Origin of the sequence: Acinetobacter sp. YH01011 (genome assembly GCF_013420785.1) — a bacterium.
Taxonomy (GTDB): Bacteria; Pseudomonadota; Gammaproteobacteria; order Pseudomonadales; family Moraxellaceae; genus Acinetobacter; species Acinetobacter towneri.
On the sequence record NZ_VOYG01000011.1, the window covers coordinates 64,155 to 83,891 of the forward strand.

Genomic DNA, 19,737 nt, shown 5'->3' on the forward strand with positions numbered 1-19,737 from the left:
TCTGCTTTTTTTGCTGTTCAGAACAAAATGAACTCTCAGCATAAAACTAAACCGTTATAGATGCAGAGAGTTTGCATAATTCAATTTGACAAATGCGCACAGCTCATCAAGGATATAGACAAAATAAAATGGATGACGAGCACCTTATGCTGTTAAGCAAAAAACAAAAAACAACACCAAGCTATCAACCTGATATTTTGGGTGCAGATTACCAACAAATGACGCTGGATTTTCCATCTGATTATGAAGGCAAAGTGATTGCTACCTTGGTACGCAAAAAAGCTGAACAGGAAACCCGTAAAGCCGTACTTTATATTCATGGTTTTATTGACTATTTCTTTCAAACTGAAATGGCAGACCAGTTTAATCAGTACGGCTACGACTTTTATGCCTTAGATTTGCGCAAATACGGGCGTTCGCATTTGTCACATCAGCATTGGTACAACGTGCGCAGCTTGTCTGAATATGATGCAGAAATTTCCGCTGCACTTGAGCAAATTGCCGCAGAAGAACATGACTCAGTGATTTTGGCGGGACATTCAACAGGTGGATTAATCACCACGTTATATGTGGCACATCATCCCAATCATCCACTGATTCGTGGTTTATGGTGCAACAGCCCTTTTTATGATTTCAATATGAGCGAAATTGAGAAAAAAGTCGGTATTCCGCGCTTAAGCCAATTGGGCAAATTGCTGCCAGAAATGAAATTTCCAAGCCGCCTCAATCCATTTTATGTACCAAGTCTACACAAGCAATATCATGGTGAATGGTTATTTAATTTGGAATGGAAAAAGCCACGCTATCCTAAAGTACGATTAAGTTTTGTACGTGCAATTCATGAAGCGCAAAAAGAAATTCATGCTAGCGTACATTTGGGTGTACCAACCTTAATTATGCATGCGAGTCAAAGTAGTTATCCACGCCAATGGAATGAGATTGCGCAACGCACTGACGTAATTTTGGATGTTGCGGATATGCAAAAATATGGGCATCACATGCATGGTGATATTCAGCTTTGCCAAATTGAAGATGGCGTGCATGATTTGGTGCTTTCTGCGCCAGAAGTCCGCGCGGAAGTGTATCAGTCCTTGTTTGACTGGTTAAACCGCAAAGGGCTGTAAAAACTAAAAAAAACAGTAAGACTAAAGGACAGTGAAATGAAAGCCTAAAGACTTGATTCGTCATTTAGGCTTTGTATTTTAATAAAATTTGATGTGCAGGATGATGCTTTGGCATCAGTTCAATTAAACGCTCTACCGCATCAATCGCTTCAGGGCTATGCGCCAAATGTTTCAGCAATACATCGGTATCTTGTGCATTAAAAATGGCATCACTCAGGCGTGATTCTAAACAATCTCGCCATGCGCATAAAAATGGACTTTCAGTTTTCGCCAAAAATACCCCTGCACACGTTTGCAAGGCAGACTGCACATAACCTGCATCTAAAGCCTGCTCAGCTTGTAAAAAATCGGCTTCAATATGCGCCAAAACTCGGTAAGGACGCGAGCCGAGCATCCCCCCTAAAATATCGCGTAATTGCGACATTTCAGCTTTTAGCGTTCCCATGCTGACTTTACGCTCACCATATAGTGCTTGGTGTAAAGTGTCTAAACTCATGCCTTGTGGGCAAAGTGCCAAAATCACCAATATTTCAATTTGACGCGGTGTCATCACCACCACTTTGCCATTAAATAACACCTGTGGCACACGAAACGCGCGAATATAAAGCTGCTGTTTTTGCTGTTCCAGCAACGCATTTTGAATTAAAGAAGCACAGCGCTCTGCTGCCAACAAACCCAAACTGTTATGATTTTTCCAAGTGGTCGATAAATCAATCACGCCCAACACTTGTTTGGAATGTGGGTCTAAAATTGGTGCGGCATAACAAACCCAGTCATGTAACGATGACATATAATGTTCACTGGAAAACACACAACTGGCTTGCTGAGTTTTGAGTGACAAAGCCAAAGCATTGGTACCCACCAACTCTTCACGCCACTGTCCACCCTCTACAAAATGTACTCGTTCCGCCACATTACGCATTTGAGCGCTCGCTGCCGTCCAAATAATCGTACTGCCCACATCGCCCACGGCTGCCACCATGTCGGACTGCTGCGCGATATGTTTTAAATCTTCTGCGCAATTTTGCACAGCTCTCTGTAAAGCCGAACCGCCTTGCGGATGCGATAAACTGGAATTTAACGGAGCAGCCTGCCGATCTACAGGAATTTCTGCAATTTCAGAGCGTTGCCAAGAATTTAAAATACTCTGCTGAATTTGCTGCGCATGCAGCGGCGATAAACTACTGCTTTGTCTAAACTGTTCAATATGCAGTTTTTTTTCCAATAGATCTTGTTTTTTCATCATGACTGATTCTCACAATCCTGTGTGCACTACATCCAATGTAGTGCTTGTTTTTGTAAGGATTTGTTCGTTGCTTGTAAACCTGCAACTTTCCAACCTTTTTCCAACCTTATATTGGTATGCTAAACAAATAACGTACCAAAGTACCTTATACCATAGCCGTAAATTTAACCTGATTTTAGACACAGGATTGTTCTAAACGGTAAAGTGACGGCAGATTATAAAAAACCATCAAAGGAAGAGAATTATGCGTTACGTAGATCCCAATCAACCCGGTTCAAAAGTTCAATTTAAAGCACAATACGAAAACTTTATTGGTGGCGAGTGGGTCGCCCCTGTAAAAGGCGAATACTTTGAAAATATCTCTCCTGTAGATGGCAAAGTATTTACCAAAGTCCCACGCTCATCGGCAGAAGACATTGAACTGGCTTTAGATGCAGCCCATAAAGCCAAAGCACAATGGAACAGCTCATCTCCAACCACACGCTCCAACATTCTGCTTAAAATTGCAGATCGTTTAGAACAAAATCTAGAATTATTGGCAGTGGCAGAAACATGGGATAATGGTAAGCCTGTTCGGGAAACATTGGCTGCCGACATTCCATTGGCGATTGACCATTTCCGTTATTTTGCAGGCTGTATTCGTGCCCAAGAAGGCGGAATTTCTGAAATTGATGAAGATACCATTGCCTATCACTTTCATGAGCCGTTGGGCGTTGTGGGGCAAATTATTCCATGGAACTTCCCAATTTTAATGGCAACATGGAAACTTGCACCTGCTTTGGCTGCGGGTAACTGTATTGTACTTAAACCTGCGGAGCAAACCCCTGCTAGTATTTTAGTTTTGGTCGAGCTGATTCAAGATTTATTGCCTGCAGGCGTACTAAACGTAGTCAATGGTTACGGCGTAGAAGTCGGTCGCCCATTGGCAACTAATCCACGTATTGCCAAAATTGCATTCACAGGTTCAACCCAGGTCGGTCAATTGATCATGCAATATGCCACTGAAAACATCATTCCAGTGACTTTGGAACTTGGTGGTAAATCTCCAAATATTTTCTTTGAAGATATTATGGCGCAAGATGACGACTACCTAGATAAAGCGCTTGAGGGCTTTGCCATGTTCGCGCTGAATCAGGGTGAAATTTGTACTTGTCCATCACGTGCGCTCGTACAGGAAAGTATTGCTGACCGTTTCCTTGAAAAAGCCATCGAACGTGTTAAACGTATTAAAACAGGTCACCCGCTTGATACTGAAACCATGATTGGTGCGCAGGCATCGCAAGAACAACAAGACAAAATCTTGGGTTGTATTGCGACAGGTCGTGCCGAAGGTGCTCAAGTCTTAACAGGTGGTGGTGAACGTCATGAAGTTGGCAGTGGTTTCTATATTGAGCCGACAATTTTCAAAGGCACCAACGACATGAAAATTTTCCAAGAAGAAATTTTCGGCCCAGTGCTGTCTGTGACCACATTTAAAGACTTCGATGAAGCCATTAAAATTGCCAATGACACCATTTACGGTTTAGGTGCAGGTGTTTGGTCACGTTCTGCGCATACTTCTTACCGTGCGGGTCGTGCTATTCAAGCGGGTCGCGTTTGGACGAACTGTTACCACATTTACCCTGCGCATGCAGCTTTCGGTGGTTATAAAAAGTCAGGTATTGGCCGTGAAAACCATAAGATGATGTTAGAACATTATCAACAAACCAAAAACTTGTTGGTAAGTTATTCAACTAAACCTGCAGGCTTCTTCTAAGTTAAGCTTTTAACCTCAACATGATGAATGAAAATGCGAACTTCTGTTCGCATTTTTTTATATTTGGGATGTACAGATGGACAAAAAGAAAAACAGAAAAAGCCATTTATCTACATAGATTTACAAGTCATAGACCTAAAATTACTAACATCAAAGTCATGTAGATGAAATCACAGACATAAAAAAAGCACCATTTAAAAAATGATGCTTTTTGATCAAATCACAACTGCTTATTTTTTTGCAGCTACAGATGCTTCAGTAGTGATGTTAACAGTAATTTTATCACCCACGTTTGGTACATAGCTTGCGATACCAAATGCAGAACGGTTGAATGATGTTGTTGCATTAAAACCAACAGTCGCTGCCTGAGTCATTGGGTGTGGACCTTGTTTGTTCAATACTGCGTCAAGTACCACTGGCTTAGTTACACCTTTAACTGTTAAATCACCTGTGATTTTAAAGTTTTTCTTGTCTTGAGTTTCAACTTTTGTACTTTTAAAAGTAATGGTTGGATATTTTGCTGCATCAAACCAATCTGCTGCCATTAAGTGCTCATCTAAAGCTTTTACGTTGGTGTTGATGCTACTTAATGGAATCGTCACATTCACAGATGAGTTAGCAGGTTTTTTCTCATCAATGTTGATAGTACCTTGAATGTCTGAGAAGTTACCTGATGGCGTAGAAAAACCGAAGTGATCCCAAGTAAATACAGTAGCAGTATGCGTTGGGTCAATTTGATAAGCCACTGGTTTAGCCATTGTCATTGTTGCTGCAGACGCGATAGCCAAACCTAAAGCAATTGATTTCATGTTCATATTGTTCATCTCTAAAAGTGTTGATACGTTTCAATGAGGTTTAGTTTATAGATTTTTGCTGCAAATACAGGATTAAAGATAAAACAGTATGTTGCATGACTGAAACGATAAATTTGTAAAAATATGCATGCGCGTTTTACATCGCTGTTGCAGGGCTGCGATATTGAATAAAACCTGTTCTTTTTGCGACACGATCATACAACTGCCGTGCCTGTAAATTATCTTCATGAGTCAGCCAATATACCCGATCACATTCACGCTGTTGCGCTGTTTGATTCACCTGCTGAATAAGCTGCTGAGCAATTCCCATCCCTCTGTACTCAGGCAAGGTATATAAATCTTGCAAATAGGCATAAGGTTTAAGCGTCCAACAACTGTCATGTTCAATTACATGCACAATTGCCACAACTTGAGTTTGATATACGGCAGCAAAACCATAAATATGCGTCCTGTGTGGATTAATTAGTTTTGACCACGTATTTTGCGTAACCTCATCACTTAATTGCACCTGATAAAATTGCTGATAACCCTGCCAAAGTGGTTGCCATTGCTCAAATTGGATTTCACTTAACGCGACAATGTCGATGTGCTTAAATTGATGATCTAATATAGTTGTCTGCATGCTTTGATATTGCCTGATTATTTTTGCATCGAATCATTTTACTAATTATGCACAATTCATATTATGCTTAGGCTATTTTATACACTATTTTTCAGCAATAAAAAAGCTTTACCCTACGCATAGAATAAAGCTGTTTTTGACGATACACCTTTTAATGCACCGTATTCATCGCAATAGATTAAAGCTTCTCAATCAAAATACGATCAACTTGCTTTAAGCCTGATTGCTTTTCATGGTTCTTACGGCGAATTTTGATTTGCTGATCTTCAGCCAAATCCTGTAACAACAACTCTACCGCCACCATAGCTTCAAGTGGTAAATCTTGTCCAATCCACTTTTGCTCACCCGCATCCATTAAAGTGACTTCATCATTAATTTGCTCGTACAAACTCATTTCTCATCTCACTCAATTACACAGAGGTTTATTCACAAACCTGACTTACACTGACAAAATTTGTTGGATCATCACATCGAATACCAAACAAATATGCAAAAATAAAAGACGTCCCTTTACAGGAACGCCTTTAAAAACACTGGATTAAAAAATTAAGCTGTTAATTCTTTTACTGCAGCAACAACCGCTTCAGTGGTAATGCCAAAGTACTGATACAAGTCTTTTGCAGGTGCAGATTCACCATAAGTTGTCATACCAATAACTTTACCGTCTAAGCCGACAAACTTCCACCAGTAGTCTACATGCGCTGCTTCAACCGCAACACGTGCACGAATATGTGATGGCAATACCGCTTCACGATATGCTGCATCTTGCTTCACAAATTCTTCTGCACACGGCATAGACACAACACGTACACCTTCAAGCTGCGCGTATGCTTCCATTGCCAAGCCCACTTCTGAACCTGTTGCAATAATAATGGCTTTCAATTCACCTTTTTCTTCAGCCAAGACATAACCACCTTTTGCCACGTTCTCAATTTGCGCTTGAGTACGAGTTTGGAATGGCAAGTTTTGACGTGAGAAAATTAAAGCAGTTGGACCTTCGCTGCGTACTAATGCAGATTTCCAAGAAATAGCCGCTTCAACGGTATCTGCAGGACGCCATGTATTTAAGTTTGGCGTACCACGTAAAGATGCAATTTGTTCAATCGGTTGGTGTGTTGGACCATCTTCACCCAAACCAATCGAGTCGTGGGTATACACATGAATCACACGTTGCTTCATTAATGCAGACATACGCACGGCATTACGCGCATATTCCATAAACATTAAGAATGTTGCAACGTAAGGAATGAAACCACCGTGAAGTGCTACACCATTTGCAATAGCAGTCATACCAAACTCACGTACGCCATAATGCACGTAGTTCCCTGCTGCATTGTCCTGAACGCCTTGGCAACCCTTCCAAAGGGTTAAGTTTGAACCTGCCAAGTCTGCAGAACCACCCAATAATTCAGGCAATAATGGGCCAAATGCTTGCAAAGTATTTTGGCTGGCTTTACGGGTTGCAATCGTTTCTGCTTTAGCATTGGTTTCTGCAATAAATGCATCTGCTTGCGCAACAAATTCTGCTGGCAATTCACCGCTTAAACGACGTTTAAGTTCAGCAGCTTCAGTTGGATATTTTGCTGCATAAGCCTCAAAAGTCGTATTCCATGCTGCTTCTGATTCTGCACCTTTGGTTTTCGCATCCCAAGCGGCATATACATCTTCAGGAATAACAAATGCTTCATCTGTCCAGCCTAATGCTTGACGCGTCAAAGCAATTTCGTCATGGCCTAATGGCGCACCGTGACAGTCTTCTTTACCTTGTTTGTTTGGCGAACCTAAACCAATAACAGTTTTACAAATAATAATAGTCGGTTTTTGCGTTTCAGCTTTTGCTTCAACCGTTGCAGCACGAATTGCATCGGCATCGTGACCATCAACTTTTAAGACTTGCCAGCCGTAAGATAAGAAACGTTGTTCGGTATCGTCAGAGAACCAGCCTTCTACTTCACCATCAATAGAAATGCCGTTGTCATCATAATAAACAACCAGCTTGCCTAAACCTAAAGTACCTGCCAATGAACATGCTTCGTGTGAAACACCTTCCATTAAGCAACCATCACCCAAGAAACAGTAAGTGAAATGGTCTACAACCTGAATATCTTCTTTATTAAATTGTGCAGCCAGTGTTTTTTCTGCTAAAGCAAAACCAACAGCATTGGCAATCCCCTGACCGAGTGGACCAGTGGTGGTTTCAATCCCTGGTGCATAACCCAATTCTGGGTGGCCAGGTGTTTTAGAGTGTAACTGACGGAACGCTTTTAAATCTTCGATTGAAAGATCATAACCTGTTAAATGCAACAACGCATATTGCAACATTGAACCATGACCATTAGACAATACAAAACGGTCGCGGTTTGCCCATTGTGGATTGGTTGGGTTGTGATTCAAAAATTCACGCCACACCACATCGGCAATATCTGCCATCCCCATCGGTGCACCTGGATGTCCTGAATTTGCTTTTTGCACAGCATCCATTGCCAATACACGAATTGCGTTTGCAATACGACGTTCGTTAAGCGGGGTCGTCATAGGTCAGAGTCCACAAAAAATCGTTAAATAGAAGAAGATGAATAGAATTCAAAACAGCCGCTATTCTCTCAAAAAAACGCCTGAGGGGTAAAGCCTATGCAACAATATTTCCGCATTAATTCCCATTCAGGGTATTTTTCGTGCAAATTCAAAGACGTTTTCACGTTTATAACAACAAGAATAGAGCTAATTGCCGTGTTAAGCTCTATTCTTGGCAAAATTCTAAAGTATAGATATTTCAATTTATAGACGCAGGATGGAATTGTGATGTCGCTCTTGCAGCAACTCCAATCAAATGCATAGCAACAAGTTAAAACACAACAGTATTCTGTAGAAATAATAGACAGATTTTAACACATCTTGAATTTTATTCACTTTTCACACAATAAATTGAATCACAGCCATCGTCCAAAATTTTAAAACAGCTTTTGAAAATGCAGCTTGATGCAGATAAAGTCAATTCAAAGTCTTTAAATTACCCATCTACAATATTGTTTTTAAAAATGATTCACCACTTAAAAACAAGGTGCTCCTTAGTTTAAAATTATGACAGCATACTTTAGCCAACATGAATATTTTTGAGTCACAATATAGTCATACCGATACTTTATCTATTTTTTAGCTAAAGATATGCGATAAAAAGTCATTGAATTGAAATAAATTCAGCCAATTTAGTCGTAATGCGCTAGTCCTAAAGTCTAACTCGATGTAACATATTGCGTCTTTTGAATTTAACTGTGATAGGACTTATGCGCGAGTACGCTGTATTTACCTCGGAATCTGTAAGCGAAGGCCATCCAGATAAAATGGCTGACCAAATCAGTGATGCCATTTTGGATGCAATCTTAAAAGAAGACCCTTATGCGCGGGTTGCTTGTGAAACGCTTGTAAAAACGGGTGCGGTTGTACTGGCAGGTGAAATCACAACAACTGCAAATGTCGATTTTGAAGCCGTTGTTCGTCAAACCGTAAATGGCATTGGTTACCATCATTCTGACTTAGGTTTTGATGGTTCAACCTGTGCGGTCATTAACATGATTGGTAAACAATCACCTGAAATTGCACAAGGTGTAGACCGTCAAAAGCCTGAAGATCAAGGCGCAGGTGACCAAGGTTTGATGTTTGGTTACGCCAGCCGTGAAACTGATGTATTAATGCCTGCCCCAATTTCTTACGCACACCGCTTAATGGAAAAGCAAGCTGAATTACGTCGCAGTGGTGCTTTGCCGTGGTTACGCCCAGATGCAAAAAGTCAGGTGACTTTTGCTTATGAAAATGGTGTGCCTGTACGTTTGGACGCGGTGGTGTTATCTACTCAGCATGATCCTGAAATTTCTCAAATTCAGCTTAAAGAAGCGGTAATTGAAGAAATTGTGAAAAAAGTGATTCCTGCAGAAATGTTCCATGCAGACACCAAATTCCACATCAACCCAACAGGTATGTTTGTGATTGGCGGTCCTGTAGGTGACTGCGGCTTAACAGGTCGTAAAATCATTGTCGATACTTACGGCGGCATGGCGCGTCATGGTGGTGGTGCATTCTCTGGTAAAGACCCATCTAAAGTTGACCGTTCTGCTGCTTACGCAGGCCGTTATGTTGCCAAAAATATTGTGGCAGCTGGCTTGGCAGACAAATGTGAAATTCAGGTGTCTTATGCTATTGGTGTTGCAGAGCCAACATCAATTTCAATCAACACCTTCAACACTGCAAAAGTGGCAGATGAGTTGATTATTGCTTTAGTACGTGAACACTTCGATTTACGTCCATACGGCATTACCAACATGTTGAACCTGTTACAACCGATGTATAAGCAAACTGCAGCCTATGGTCACTTTGGTCGTCAAGGTTCTGACACTGCATTTACATGGGAAAAAACCGACAAAGTTGAGGCGTTAAAAGCTTCTGCAGGTCTGTAATGTAAAACTTTTCAGTTTTATCAAGCTCACTTCGGTGGGCTTTTTTATGCCTAAAATTTAGCTGTCAAACCACAATATACAAAATACGAATATGTTATAGTGAATCATTCCTGAGATTTTTTAAATACTCATCTAAGATAATGATGTAGGAGTTTATTATGGCGGTTATTCTTCAAGTCGATTTCCCTTCTGAAGGCCCATTTGGCGAAAGCATGAGCCAAGCGTACCGTGAACTTGCAGAAAGCATTAACCTAGAAACTGGCATGCTTTGGAAAATTTGGACTGAGAACGGTCAAACACAGGAAGCAGGTGGAATCTATCTGTTTGATCATGCGGCCAATGCTGAACGCTATTTAAAAATGCACACTGCACGTTTAGAAAGTTTTGGCGTGAAGGATATTCGTGGCAAGATTTTTGAGGTGAATGCTGCACTGTCTGCAATCAACCAAGCTGACTTCTTAAGTCGCTAATCTTTTTAAATTGCTCATCCATATTGAAGAATAAAATGGTGAGTCTCTTCAATATTGAAAAAACAGTTGAATAAAATCCTGAGCCATTTAATGATTCAGGATTTTTTGAAATCTTGTATAGACGAAATAAGCGTTAAGCTTGGATGCAGCACTTATTGCGTACGAATCACCTCAAGCACCGATTGTTGCACGGGCACTTCTTGATGATCTTGCAAATAAACATGCACGACTTTAAACACAACGGCTGCTGCCAAGCATGCCAAAATACAGAATAACCAGAAACCATAAGGACTACGAATATTGTGTGAACCACAAGTACCACATTCTTTTTCTGATGATTCCACCACCCGATTGCAACATGCGCAACGATACTGATGATACAGCATAGGTATTCTCCTACTTCACTGTAATTCTTGTTTTTATTGTTACACCATCTACCCTGATGCAGTGTAATTTTGTTTAAGCAACTGTGACACTTTGTAGCTTACACCCTTTGGATGATTGAGCAGACACAATCGCTTGTAAATTAGAATGTCAAAGTTCGGCTATTCGCGCAAATCGTATTTTTGAATAAACAGTCACTTTATCCATCTAAAATAGGTATGTCGTGGTAAAATTCTACATGTTCGATCATCTAAAACTTAGGTTCAAACTTAGCTTTCAGTACATATTTTTTTATTACACGGAGTAAGTTAAAGTGGTACAACTCATTAAAAAAGGCGGCTTGCGTGAACGTGCCAACCGTAGCCGTAAATATCAAGGTTCGGAAAATACCGAAGCAACTTTGCGATCAAACCGTACTTATCAACCCAATCATTTAGATAAAACTGAAAACACGACTAAAACCGAAATTCCGAATAAAAAATCGTCAAACTTGGCTTTTGACGACATCAAAGCGTCTGATTAATTGACATTAAAACTTATGTTTTAAAACATACGTAGTGCATCTAACCACAACCACACAGCAAACAATAAAAATAATCCGCCCGAGACCATATCAATATAACTGCCTGAACGCTGATATAACTTTTTCATTTTTGGTGTCGAAAGTAGCAACATAAATAATGTAAATGTCACAAAAGTTTGGATTGGAATAATCACTGCCAATTGGGCTTTTAAAGATGCACTTGCCGATGAACTCAATGCCAAAGCAAATACACTACTAAAATAAATTAAGGTTTTCGGATTAGATAAATTGGTGAATAGACCCAATAAAAAGTAGTTTTTTGCGGCTGGAATTTGCACTTGAGTATCATCAAACTGTTTACGCTGCTGCCAACTATGCCAACCACCCGACAACATGCCCCATCCCATTTTGGCAAGAAATAAACCGCCAATCAGCATTAAGACTTGCTGAATCCAAGGAAACTGCTGCACCAAAACCGTAAAACCCAATAGGGTCAGCACTACCCACACCACAATCCCCGATGAAATGCCCGCAATAATCTGCAAGGTATTACGGCGGGTATTGCTGGCTGCACTTTTGGCAATTAATAAAACATCTGGTCCTGGACTAAGCTGTGCCACAAAATGCAGCGCACAAATGGTGAATAACAAAGACATAAATACATCAGGAGAATTGAAAATCCGATTATACCTTGTGCAGCAAGAGAATAAATAAGGCTTTAAAATAGGCCTCTCAATATTTGAATATTTACCCAAAAACACACATAAAAAAAACCGAATCAGCACGATTCGGTTTGATCTCAAGCATCACCCATATTATTTAGGTGGATTGACATCTTTCATTTCAATTTTTTTCGCATCGGGGGTAATTTCACGTGCTTCACCATCAATAATACTGGAATCACGACCACCGCCCTGCTGATTTTGCATGTCTTGCATTTGGCGCATTAAATCTGCAAACGGGTTTTGACCTGCTCCGCCCATGCCATTCATATCGCCCATCATGCCACCCATCATTTGATCCATCATGGCTTGCTGACGTTTCATCATGGCTTTCATCATTGCCGCTTTAAAGGCATTTTGTACGGCAGGAATCATCACCAGCAATGCCAAAACATCGCTGATTAATCCTGGAATCATCAATAAAAAACCCGCAAAAATTTTAGGTAAATTATTACTCAGCGCAGGATCGGCACTCATCTGCCCCATTTGCATTTGCTGCATTTGTGGCATCACGCCTGCAGAATATTTACGAATCAGGTTCAAACCAATGAAGAAAGCAGCGACAAACCAAAAGAACACGTACCACATGCTCCCCACTAGGTCGCCCACACCAATCCAGACGAAGACTTCAAGAACTAAGCCAATTAGAACAATAAGAAATAATTTCATGAAAATTAATCTAATCTCAACAAAATAAATAAAATGCAGTAACCAAGTGCTTCATCGGGATCAAGCTTTTTTGATTCGCTGTTGTTTCAATATGGGCATTATTGTATTTTTAAAGGTTAAGTCTGTCATTAATATTTTCATCATCACCCAATAACAGACTTAATACGTCTATATATTTAAACGATAAAGATAAAAATATGCGGCATAAGCCAATAATAACCACAACGCAATAAAAACTGATGCTGCAATATAACTGCTCGGTTTTTGACTGATCGCATCGGCTTGTAAGCGACAACGCTGCATTACTTCAGCAGGTACTAAACGCAATACCAACATGATGCCCAATGGCACTAAAATCAGGTCATCTAAATAACCCAAAACAGGTATAAAGTCTGGAATTAAATCAATGGGAGAAATGGCATAAGCAGCGACCAACAATGCCAAAAGCTTTGCCATAAACGGCGTTTCAGGATCACGTGCGACAAACCAAACCGCATAAACATTTCGTTTAATTTGCTTCGCCCACTGTTTTAGCCTATCAATCCACTTCATTGCCACTCTCATTTGCTACCGTATATAAAATATACACCTCAAAACTTAAAATAAAATGAAGTCCAAAATTGAAAATGTGGCGTGGGATACATTCCAATGGTTTAAACAGCAGCTTACTGACCGAATGTTTTGAAATTACTCCACACAAAAGAGATTTAAACTCCTATAATTCAACTTGATGTAATTTTTTAAGGCTTGGCATGTCACTTATTATTGGAATCGACCCTGGTTCTCGTCTAACGGGCTACGGCATTATTGAACGTGATGGCGCTAAATTACGTTTTGTAGATGCAGGAACCATTCGCACCGAAACCAGTGAAATGCCTGAACGCTTAAAACGGATTTTTGCAGGGATTGAACGGATTGTGAAATTTCACGGCCCGACTGAAGCTGCAGTTGAACAAGTGTTTATGGCGCAAAACCCAGACTCTGCCTTGAAATTGGGACAGGCTCGTGGTGCAGCGATTGCCGCTTTGGTGAATTTAGATTTACAAGTGGCGGAATATACCGCCCGTCAAATTAAACAATCTGTCGTGGGTTATGGCGCTGCCGATAAAGAACAAGTACAAATGATGGTCATGAAACTATTAAATCTATCCATTAAACCACAACAAGATGCTGCCGATGCTTTGGCTGCTGCAATTTGCCATGCTCATGCATCGGGCAGTATGACCAAATTGGCTGTGCTCAATGCCTTGGGTGGTATGGCACGCGGACGTAGTCGTTCAAGTTCCAGACGTCGCTAAATCAGCATCGTCATCGCTTATATTTTACCGATTCACAACCTGATAAATCGCTTGGCTCATGTACTGTGCCTGTAAACCGCGCATGCCCTGTTCTGCCAACACATCCCCCGCTAGTGCATGTAACATGACAATTTCATGTAATTGAATTTGATGGTGAAACTGGGCTTTTAAACTGGCAATCATGCCTGCCAACACATCGCCCATACCGCCTGTACCCATACCAGGATTGCCTGCGGTACAAATCCACAATGAACTTGCTTGCGGTTCTGTAGATGCAGCTTGCAAAGTCAAACTACCTGAACCTTTTAACACCCAATCGCCTGCATAGCGTTGCTGCAATTGCTGAATCGCGGCAATACGGTCTGCTTCAATGGCTGCAACCGTAGTATTGAGCAAGGTCGCAGCCTCACCTGAATGTGGTGTGGCATAACTGTTCGGTTTTAGTTGGGCTGGATGATGCCATGAATGCGCTTGTTTCGCCAAAAACCACAAGGCATCGGCATCGTAAACTACTTCTACCTCGGACTGATTTAGTGCGGCAAACCAGTCTGCATAATGCTGTTCTGCCCAAGCATCTCGTCCTAGTCCCATCCCTAAACTCACGGCATCGACCTGTGAAATTAAGTGCTGAATTTCTGCGCCTGTCAGTGCGTCTATATCCCGCAACATTAAATTCGGCGCACGGCTTAATATCGCCACATGATGTTTGGCATGACAGACCACAGTCACTTTCCCTGCACCTGCGCTTGATGCGGCTTCTGCAGCCATCATCACCGCACCACCCATTTGCGCATGTCCGCCCACAATCAACACATGCCCATAACTGCCTTTGTGTCCAAAAGCCTGCCGTGCGGGTAATTGAATCAAATGTGGTGTGAGTTGGGCCAACGCTTTGAGTTCTGCATCGGCTGGAATCAAATCCAGCACATCGACCAGTCCAGTATATTCCTGTGCCTGCCCTGTAAATAACCCTGCTTTCAAACCCAAAGCTGTAAAGGTGTAATCGGCTTTAATTGCACATGGCAATGGCTGCCCCGTGTTGGCATTTAAACCGCTTGGAATATCAACCGCAATTTTTAAACCCGCTTGTTGATTCATTGCGTGAATAAGCGACTGCCACTCATCATTTAAAGGACGATCTAAACCAATACCAAATAATGCATCAATATAGCAGTCATAACTTTGTTGAAATGCAAAACCTTGAATTATATTGACTTGTTCTGCCTGAGCTTCTAAAAAAGCCTGATGTAAATCTGCCGATGAACCGCGTGTTTCGGCATAAATATCGACTTGAAAACCTGCTTGTTTTAAATATTTTGCAGTTAAATAGCCATCGCCTGCGTTATTGCCTTGTCCACAACACACAGCAATTTTTTGTATTGTAGATGGCTGTTTTGCAAAAATTTTGCGAATTTGTAAATGCAGTGTCCACGCCACTTGCTGCATTAAACCGTAAGAACTATTTTGACGGGCAAACCAGCGCTGCTCCCACGCTTGAATACTTTGACTATGATAAACAGGGCTATGGTACACTTGCTGCGGCATTTTCTTCCCTTCTATTTTGTTATGGCAACATCCACCACTTCAGCACATATTTCTCTGCATCAAGACGATCCAGCCGCCTTGAAAGCGTGGATTAAAGCTCAAGCTTTGGCGCTTGGTTTTGCTGATTGTGTCATTGCCAAACCAGATGCTCAAGCAGAATTAGCACGTTTTCAGGAATATTTAAAACGTGGCTATCATGGGGATATGAAGTTTCTGGAAGAAAATTTAGACAAGCGCGCCAATCCCACACTATTAGTCCCGAATACCAAAAGCATTATTTGTGTGCGCATGAATTATTTGGTGGAAACACCACGTCCACGACATATTCCCGATGCACCTAACTCTGCAATTATAGCCCGTTATGCACGTGGACGCGATTATCACAAAGTCATGCGCGGACGCCTAAAAACCCTTGCCACCCGTATTCGTGAAAAAGTGGGCGAGTTTGAATCACGCCCCTTTGCCGACTCAGCCCCAATTTTTGAAAAGTCGCTTGCAGAAAGTGCAGGCATGGGTTGGACAGGCAAACACACATTACTAATTCATAAAAAATCTGGGTCTTTTTTTGTATTGGGTGAGCTGTTTACTTCACTAGATTTACCTTTTGATGCACCTGCAACTCCGCATTGCGGTTCTTGCACAGCCTGCATCGACATTTGCCCAACACAGGCCATTGTTGAACCTTATATGTTGGATGCGCGTAAATGTATCGCTTATTTAACCATTGAATATCAAGGTGTGATTCCTGAAGAATTACGCCGTGGCATTGGTAATCGTGTGTTTGGTTGTGATGATTGCCAACTGATTTGCCCGTGGAATAGCTTTGCCCAAGTCACCACGGTGGATGATTTTCATCCTCGACATGCCTTAGATCAGATCAGCTTGCTAGATTTATGGCAATGGGATGAAAGCACGTTTTTAGCCAAAACTGAAGGTAGTCCATTGCGACGTACAGGCTATCAAAGTTTTATGCGTAATATTGCCATCGGGCTTGGTAATGCCCCTTTTTCAGCACAAATTTTACAAATTTTGCAGCAAACGCGAACACAGCATGATGAGATTGTGCAAATCCATATGGATTGGGCGATTCAGGAACAATTGCTTAAACAGCCTAAAATTAAACAAAAATGACCACCAAAATAGTGCGATATTTTAAGTGCAGTTTTCTTGCCAATTTATGCAAATAACTAAATTTTAGCAACCAATTCATCACAAAAATAATAATCCATAAAATTTAATTTTGCAGCGAAATATCAGAAAAATTGCTTAAGTTTGCAACTAAATAGACTGCATGATTTTAATTCTATTCTGTCGAATATTTGCCACGAAATTGGGAGATTATGCCTTTCTGATTCAAACTATTTGTGTATGATACAGACTATGAATAATAGGGATGATGGACTTTTACTTATGTCAGTACGCAATGATTGGACTCGAGAAGAAATTCAGCAGTTATATGAACAGCCTTTTCTGGATTTAGTCTTTGAAGCACAGCGTGTGCATCGCCAACATTTTGCTGCCAATACTGTACAAGTCAGTACCTTATTGTCGATTAAAACAGGTAAATGCCCTGAGGACTGCAAATATTGCTCGCAGTCTGCGCATTATGATTCACAGCTTGAAGCTGAAAAACGCATTGCGGTTGATAAAGTCATTCAAGAGGCTAAAGAAGCTTTAGCATCAGGTTCTTCACGTTTTTGTATGGGCGCAGCATGGCGTAATCCGCATGAACGTGATATGCCGTATGTTTTAGAAATGGTGCGTGAAGTCAAAGCTCTAGGCTTAGAAACTTGCATGACTTTAGGGATGTTGAATCAATCTCAAGCAGAACGCTTAAAAGATGCAGGTTTGGATTATTACAACCACAACCTAGACACATCGCGTGAATATTATCCGAATGTCATTAGTACTCGTAGCTTTGATGACCGCTTAAATACTTTGGATATTGTGCGTCAAACAGGTATGAAAGTGTGTAGTGGCGGTATTGTCGGTTTAGGTGAAGATACCCAAGACCGTATTGGTTTGTTACATGAATTGGCGACTTTACCGTTACACCCTGAATCTGTGCCAATCAATATGTTAGTTCCGATTGAAGGTACACCACTGGCTGAAGTCGAAAAGCTAGATGTGATTGAATGGATTCGTACTATTGCAGTTGCACGTATTATCATGCCAAACAGCTATATTCGTTTGTCTGCAGGGCGTGAATCGTTGTCTGATTCAGATCAGGCATTGGCATTTATGGCAGGTGCGAACTCGTTATTCTCAGGTGAAAAACTTTTAACTACACCAAACGCAGGCGAAGGCAAAGACAAACAATTGTTCCAAAAGTTAGGCTTAGTGCCTGAACGTGCTAAACCAACGGTTTCTGAATTGTCGGTAGATGCGATGGCAATGGCTTAAAGTTTTAGCATCCATCCAAATGTACAAAGTCCCGCAAAGGGACTTTGTTTTTTATGCAGCAAAATAAGTTTATGCGGCAATGCTTTTAAGAGGTGATTAAAATTCCGTAACTGGCATTTAAATACTGCCCTGTTTTAATAATATCTACCCCGTTGGCATGTTCTACCGTCAGTTGTTGCTGAATCGCATCATAATAAAACCGATCATAACAGTCCTGATGATGCAGCAACCACGTCAAAGTATCTGCTAGATTGTCATCTACAATATACGTTTTTTCTTGAAAGTTTTTAGCCATAAATACGGTCAGTTCAATATTTCTAGGTACTGGATTTTAAGCGGAATACCTTGTGGGATAAAGTGTGCGGAGGATAGAAAATTTAATTGTGCACTTGTATAAATCAAACTTCGTACAGCATGAGAAGTCTCCCCACCAAAAGAGGTGGGAATGATATATGTAGTTTTGAAGATGGATAAGTGCAGTCTAATCTATACATGCAGGCAAGACTAAGCAAAATATTCAGGCTATTAGCCTAAAATAAAAAAGTGAGTCATAAAGACTCACTTGGCTTTAATACAGATTCAATACTTAACATTATTGTGTCTTAGAATCCCCACACTTACGACACTCTAAATGCGCCCCGATTTCTTCCATTGCATCATATTCATAAATATGGATACAGAAAATTTGCTTTAACAGTTTGATCATAAATGACATTCCTTTTGATTTTTATACATCACGTTTGTGATCTCATCCTGAGATACAAATGCCATCAAGGCTGATTGACATAAACTACTATTATCATATTTAAAAAAAATAGCAAATCTAATTTAGGAACTTTCCGACAAATGACAAATTCATCTGCATACTTGCTGAAATTGAGTGCATAAATAGCTGTAAATTCATTCGCTTATATTATTTCAATTTTCAGCGCACTTGAAACAAGAAAAACTGCTCAAAAGCTAATTTATTAAAAACCAAAGAATCGCAATAGCCAATAACATCATGCTTTCTGTTATTTCAATACTCGCACCAACGGTATCGCCCGTAATTCCACCTAAACGCTGCATAAATTTATATCGCAAATACAAGGTGCTAAGGATAAAAGTCAGAACGGTCACCAAACCCACCCATCCCCAAAGCACTCCTGCAAGCAAGGTCAATGCGATCACAATTTTTGTGCCTGTTTTAGGCAAATGTGCCTGAATAGCAGTGCCTAAACCATTGGCACGTAAATAAGGCGTGCTTAAAAATAAAACCAAAGCGCTTAATCGTCCCAATACGGGTACAAACAGCAAAAAGGCAAAATACTGTTGTTCGAGCAATACATACAACGCAGACCATTTTAATAAACAGCAGATCAGTAAGCTCAATACTCCAATCGGGCCGCTGCTTGGGTCTTTCATGATGTTTAAGCTACGTTCAGGATCACCAAAACCGCCGATCCATGCATCGGCAGTATCAGCCAGTCCATCTAAATGTAAACCACCTGTCAGCCAAATCCAGAGCACTAAAATTAAGCTGCTACTCAGAACCAAAGGCAAGAATTGCAATAAATGCGCCATTCCCCACAACACAGCCCCGATTAATAAGCCAACGAGCGGATAAAACAACAGTGATTGCGCATTTTGCACTGCAGTTGGTATCTGTTTTAAAGAAACAGGAAAAGTGCTCAGGAATTGCAAGGCAATCCAAAAAGGTGTCATGTTTG

At 40.8% G+C, this 19,737-nt stretch carries 20 protein-coding genes; 8 read left to right on the forward strand and 12 right to left on the reverse strand.

The genetic code is table 11. The features are described 5' to 3' along the window. Window positions 1-128 precede the first annotated feature (128 nt). On the forward strand, window positions 129-1,124 hold the full coding sequence (locus FTT78_RS09065) for an alpha/beta hydrolase (protein ID WP_154320810.1): 996 nt from the start codon (window positions 129-131) through the stop codon (window positions 1,122-1,124). 64 nt (window positions 1,125-1,188) lie between these two features. Here FTT78_RS09065 and FTT78_RS09070 read toward each other — a convergent pair whose 3' ends face one another. Beyond that, on the reverse strand, window positions 1,189-2,370 hold the full coding sequence (locus FTT78_RS09070) for a transcriptional regulator (protein WP_180036760.1): 1,182 nt from the start codon (window positions 2,368-2,370) through the stop codon (window positions 1,189-1,191). A gap of 244 nt (window positions 2,371-2,614) precedes the next feature. Here FTT78_RS09070 and FTT78_RS09075 point away from each other — a divergent pair, with 244 nt between their 5' ends. Further along, window positions 2,615-4,126: an aldehyde dehydrogenase family protein gene (locus FTT78_RS09075; protein WP_016658247.1), complete on the forward strand. Its 1,512-nt coding sequence runs from the start codon at window positions 2,615-2,617 to the stop codon at window positions 4,124-4,126. 230 nt (window positions 4,127-4,356) lie between these two features. Here the strand turns inward: FTT78_RS09075 and FTT78_RS09080 are convergent, their stop codons facing one another. From FTT78_RS09080 to tkt, 4 genes are all read right to left on the reverse strand, one after another. Continuing rightward, window positions 4,357-4,941 (reverse strand): YceI family protein, encoded by a 585-nt coding sequence (locus tag FTT78_RS09080; RefSeq protein ID WP_004976875.1) that lies wholly within the window; start codon window positions 4,939-4,941, stop codon window positions 4,357-4,359. A 136-nt stretch (window positions 4,942-5,077) separates the two neighbouring features. Beyond that, window positions 5,078-5,563 (reverse strand): GNAT family N-acetyltransferase, encoded by a 486-nt coding sequence (locus FTT78_RS09085; protein ID WP_179996361.1) that lies wholly within the window; start codon window positions 5,561-5,563, stop codon window positions 5,078-5,080. A gap of 178 nt (window positions 5,564-5,741) precedes the next feature. After that, window positions 5,742-5,957 (reverse strand): hypothetical protein, encoded by a 216-nt coding sequence (locus tag FTT78_RS09090; protein ID WP_004976879.1) that lies wholly within the window; start codon window positions 5,955-5,957, stop codon window positions 5,742-5,744. A gap of 152 nt (window positions 5,958-6,109) precedes the next feature. Continuing rightward, window positions 6,110-8,098, reverse strand: a complete 1,989-nt coding sequence (gene tkt / locus FTT78_RS09095) for a transketolase (protein WP_180044065.1) — start codon at window positions 8,096-8,098, stop codon at window positions 6,110-6,112. 749 nt (window positions 8,099-8,847) lie between these two features. On the opposite strand from tkt, the gene metK reads away from it, so the two are divergent. Then, entirely contained in the window at window positions 8,848-10,014 is a 1,167-nt protein-coding gene (gene metK, locus FTT78_RS09100; protein WP_004976883.1) for a methionine adenosyltransferase, read from the forward strand. 158 nt (window positions 10,015-10,172) lie between these two features. Then, window positions 10,173-10,484 carry a monooxygenase gene (locus FTT78_RS09105; protein WP_096901196.1) on the forward strand — a complete coding sequence of 104 codons (312 nt, stop codon included), beginning with the start codon at window positions 10,173-10,175 and terminating at the stop codon, window positions 10,482-10,484. A 152-nt stretch (window positions 10,485-10,636) separates the two neighbouring features. Here FTT78_RS09105 and FTT78_RS09110 read toward each other — a convergent pair whose 3' ends face one another. Beyond that, entirely contained in the window at window positions 10,637-10,867 is a 231-nt protein-coding gene (locus tag FTT78_RS09110; RefSeq protein ID WP_372238839.1) for a hypothetical protein, read from the reverse strand. A gap of 314 nt (window positions 10,868-11,181) precedes the next feature. Here FTT78_RS09110 and FTT78_RS09115 point away from each other — a divergent pair, with 314 nt between their 5' ends. Then, on the forward strand, window positions 11,182-11,391 hold the full coding sequence (locus FTT78_RS09115; protein WP_004976887.1) for a hypothetical protein: 210 nt from the start codon (window positions 11,182-11,184) through the stop codon (window positions 11,389-11,391). 20 nt (window positions 11,392-11,411) lie between these two features. Here the strand turns inward: FTT78_RS09115 and FTT78_RS09120 are convergent, their stop codons facing one another. The 3 genes from FTT78_RS09120 to FTT78_RS09130 form a co-directional block, all read right to left on the reverse strand. Next, window positions 11,412-12,047 (reverse strand): LysE family transporter, encoded by a 636-nt coding sequence (locus FTT78_RS09120; protein ID WP_096901197.1) that lies wholly within the window; start codon window positions 12,045-12,047, stop codon window positions 11,412-11,414. Window positions 12,048-12,206: 159 nt separating this feature from the next. Then, entirely contained in the window at window positions 12,207-12,782 is a 576-nt protein-coding gene (locus FTT78_RS09125) for an FxsA family protein (protein WP_004976892.1), read from the reverse strand. A 168-nt stretch (window positions 12,783-12,950) separates the two neighbouring features. Further along, a complete protein-coding gene (locus FTT78_RS09130) occupies window positions 12,951-13,334 on the reverse strand; it encodes a YkvA family protein (protein WP_178318391.1) in 384 nt (127 codons plus the stop codon). Window positions 13,335-13,534: 200 nt separating this feature from the next. On the opposite strand from FTT78_RS09130, the gene ruvC reads away from it, so the two are divergent. Further along, window positions 13,535-14,080, forward strand: a complete 546-nt coding sequence (gene ruvC / locus FTT78_RS09135) for a crossover junction endodeoxyribonuclease RuvC (protein WP_004976895.1) — start codon at window positions 13,535-13,537, stop codon at window positions 14,078-14,080. A 24-nt stretch (window positions 14,081-14,104) separates the two neighbouring features. Here the strand turns inward: ruvC and FTT78_RS09140 are convergent, their stop codons facing one another. Further along, window positions 14,105-15,625, reverse strand: coding sequence for an NAD(P)H-hydrate dehydratase (locus tag FTT78_RS09140; protein WP_180044067.1), 1,521 nt, complete (start codon window positions 15,623-15,625; stop codon window positions 14,105-14,107). Window positions 15,626-15,646: 21 nt separating this feature from the next. Between FTT78_RS09140 and queG the strand changes: the two genes are divergently transcribed. Then, window positions 15,647-16,756: a tRNA epoxyqueuosine(34) reductase QueG gene (gene queG / locus FTT78_RS09145; RefSeq protein ID WP_004976899.1), complete on the forward strand. Its 1,110-nt coding sequence runs from the start codon at window positions 15,647-15,649 to the stop codon at window positions 16,754-16,756. 279 nt (window positions 16,757-17,035) lie between these two features. Next, window positions 17,036-18,028 carry a biotin synthase BioB gene (gene bioB / locus FTT78_RS09150; RefSeq protein ID WP_104851863.1) on the forward strand — a complete coding sequence of 331 codons (993 nt, stop codon included), beginning with the start codon at window positions 17,036-17,038 and terminating at the stop codon, window positions 18,026-18,028. Between the two features lie 85 nt (window positions 18,029-18,113). On the opposite strand, the gene FTT78_RS09155 is transcribed toward bioB, so the two are convergent. Further along, window positions 18,114-18,323 (reverse strand): hypothetical protein, encoded by a 210-nt coding sequence (locus tag FTT78_RS09155; RefSeq protein WP_004976903.1) that lies wholly within the window; start codon window positions 18,321-18,323, stop codon window positions 18,114-18,116. 665 nt (window positions 18,324-18,988) lie between these two features. After that, window positions 18,989-19,732 (reverse strand): adenosylcobinamide-GDP ribazoletransferase, encoded by a 744-nt coding sequence (locus FTT78_RS09160; protein ID WP_180044069.1) that lies wholly within the window; start codon window positions 19,730-19,732, stop codon window positions 18,989-18,991. Between the last annotated feature and the right edge of the window lie 5 nt (window positions 19,733-19,737).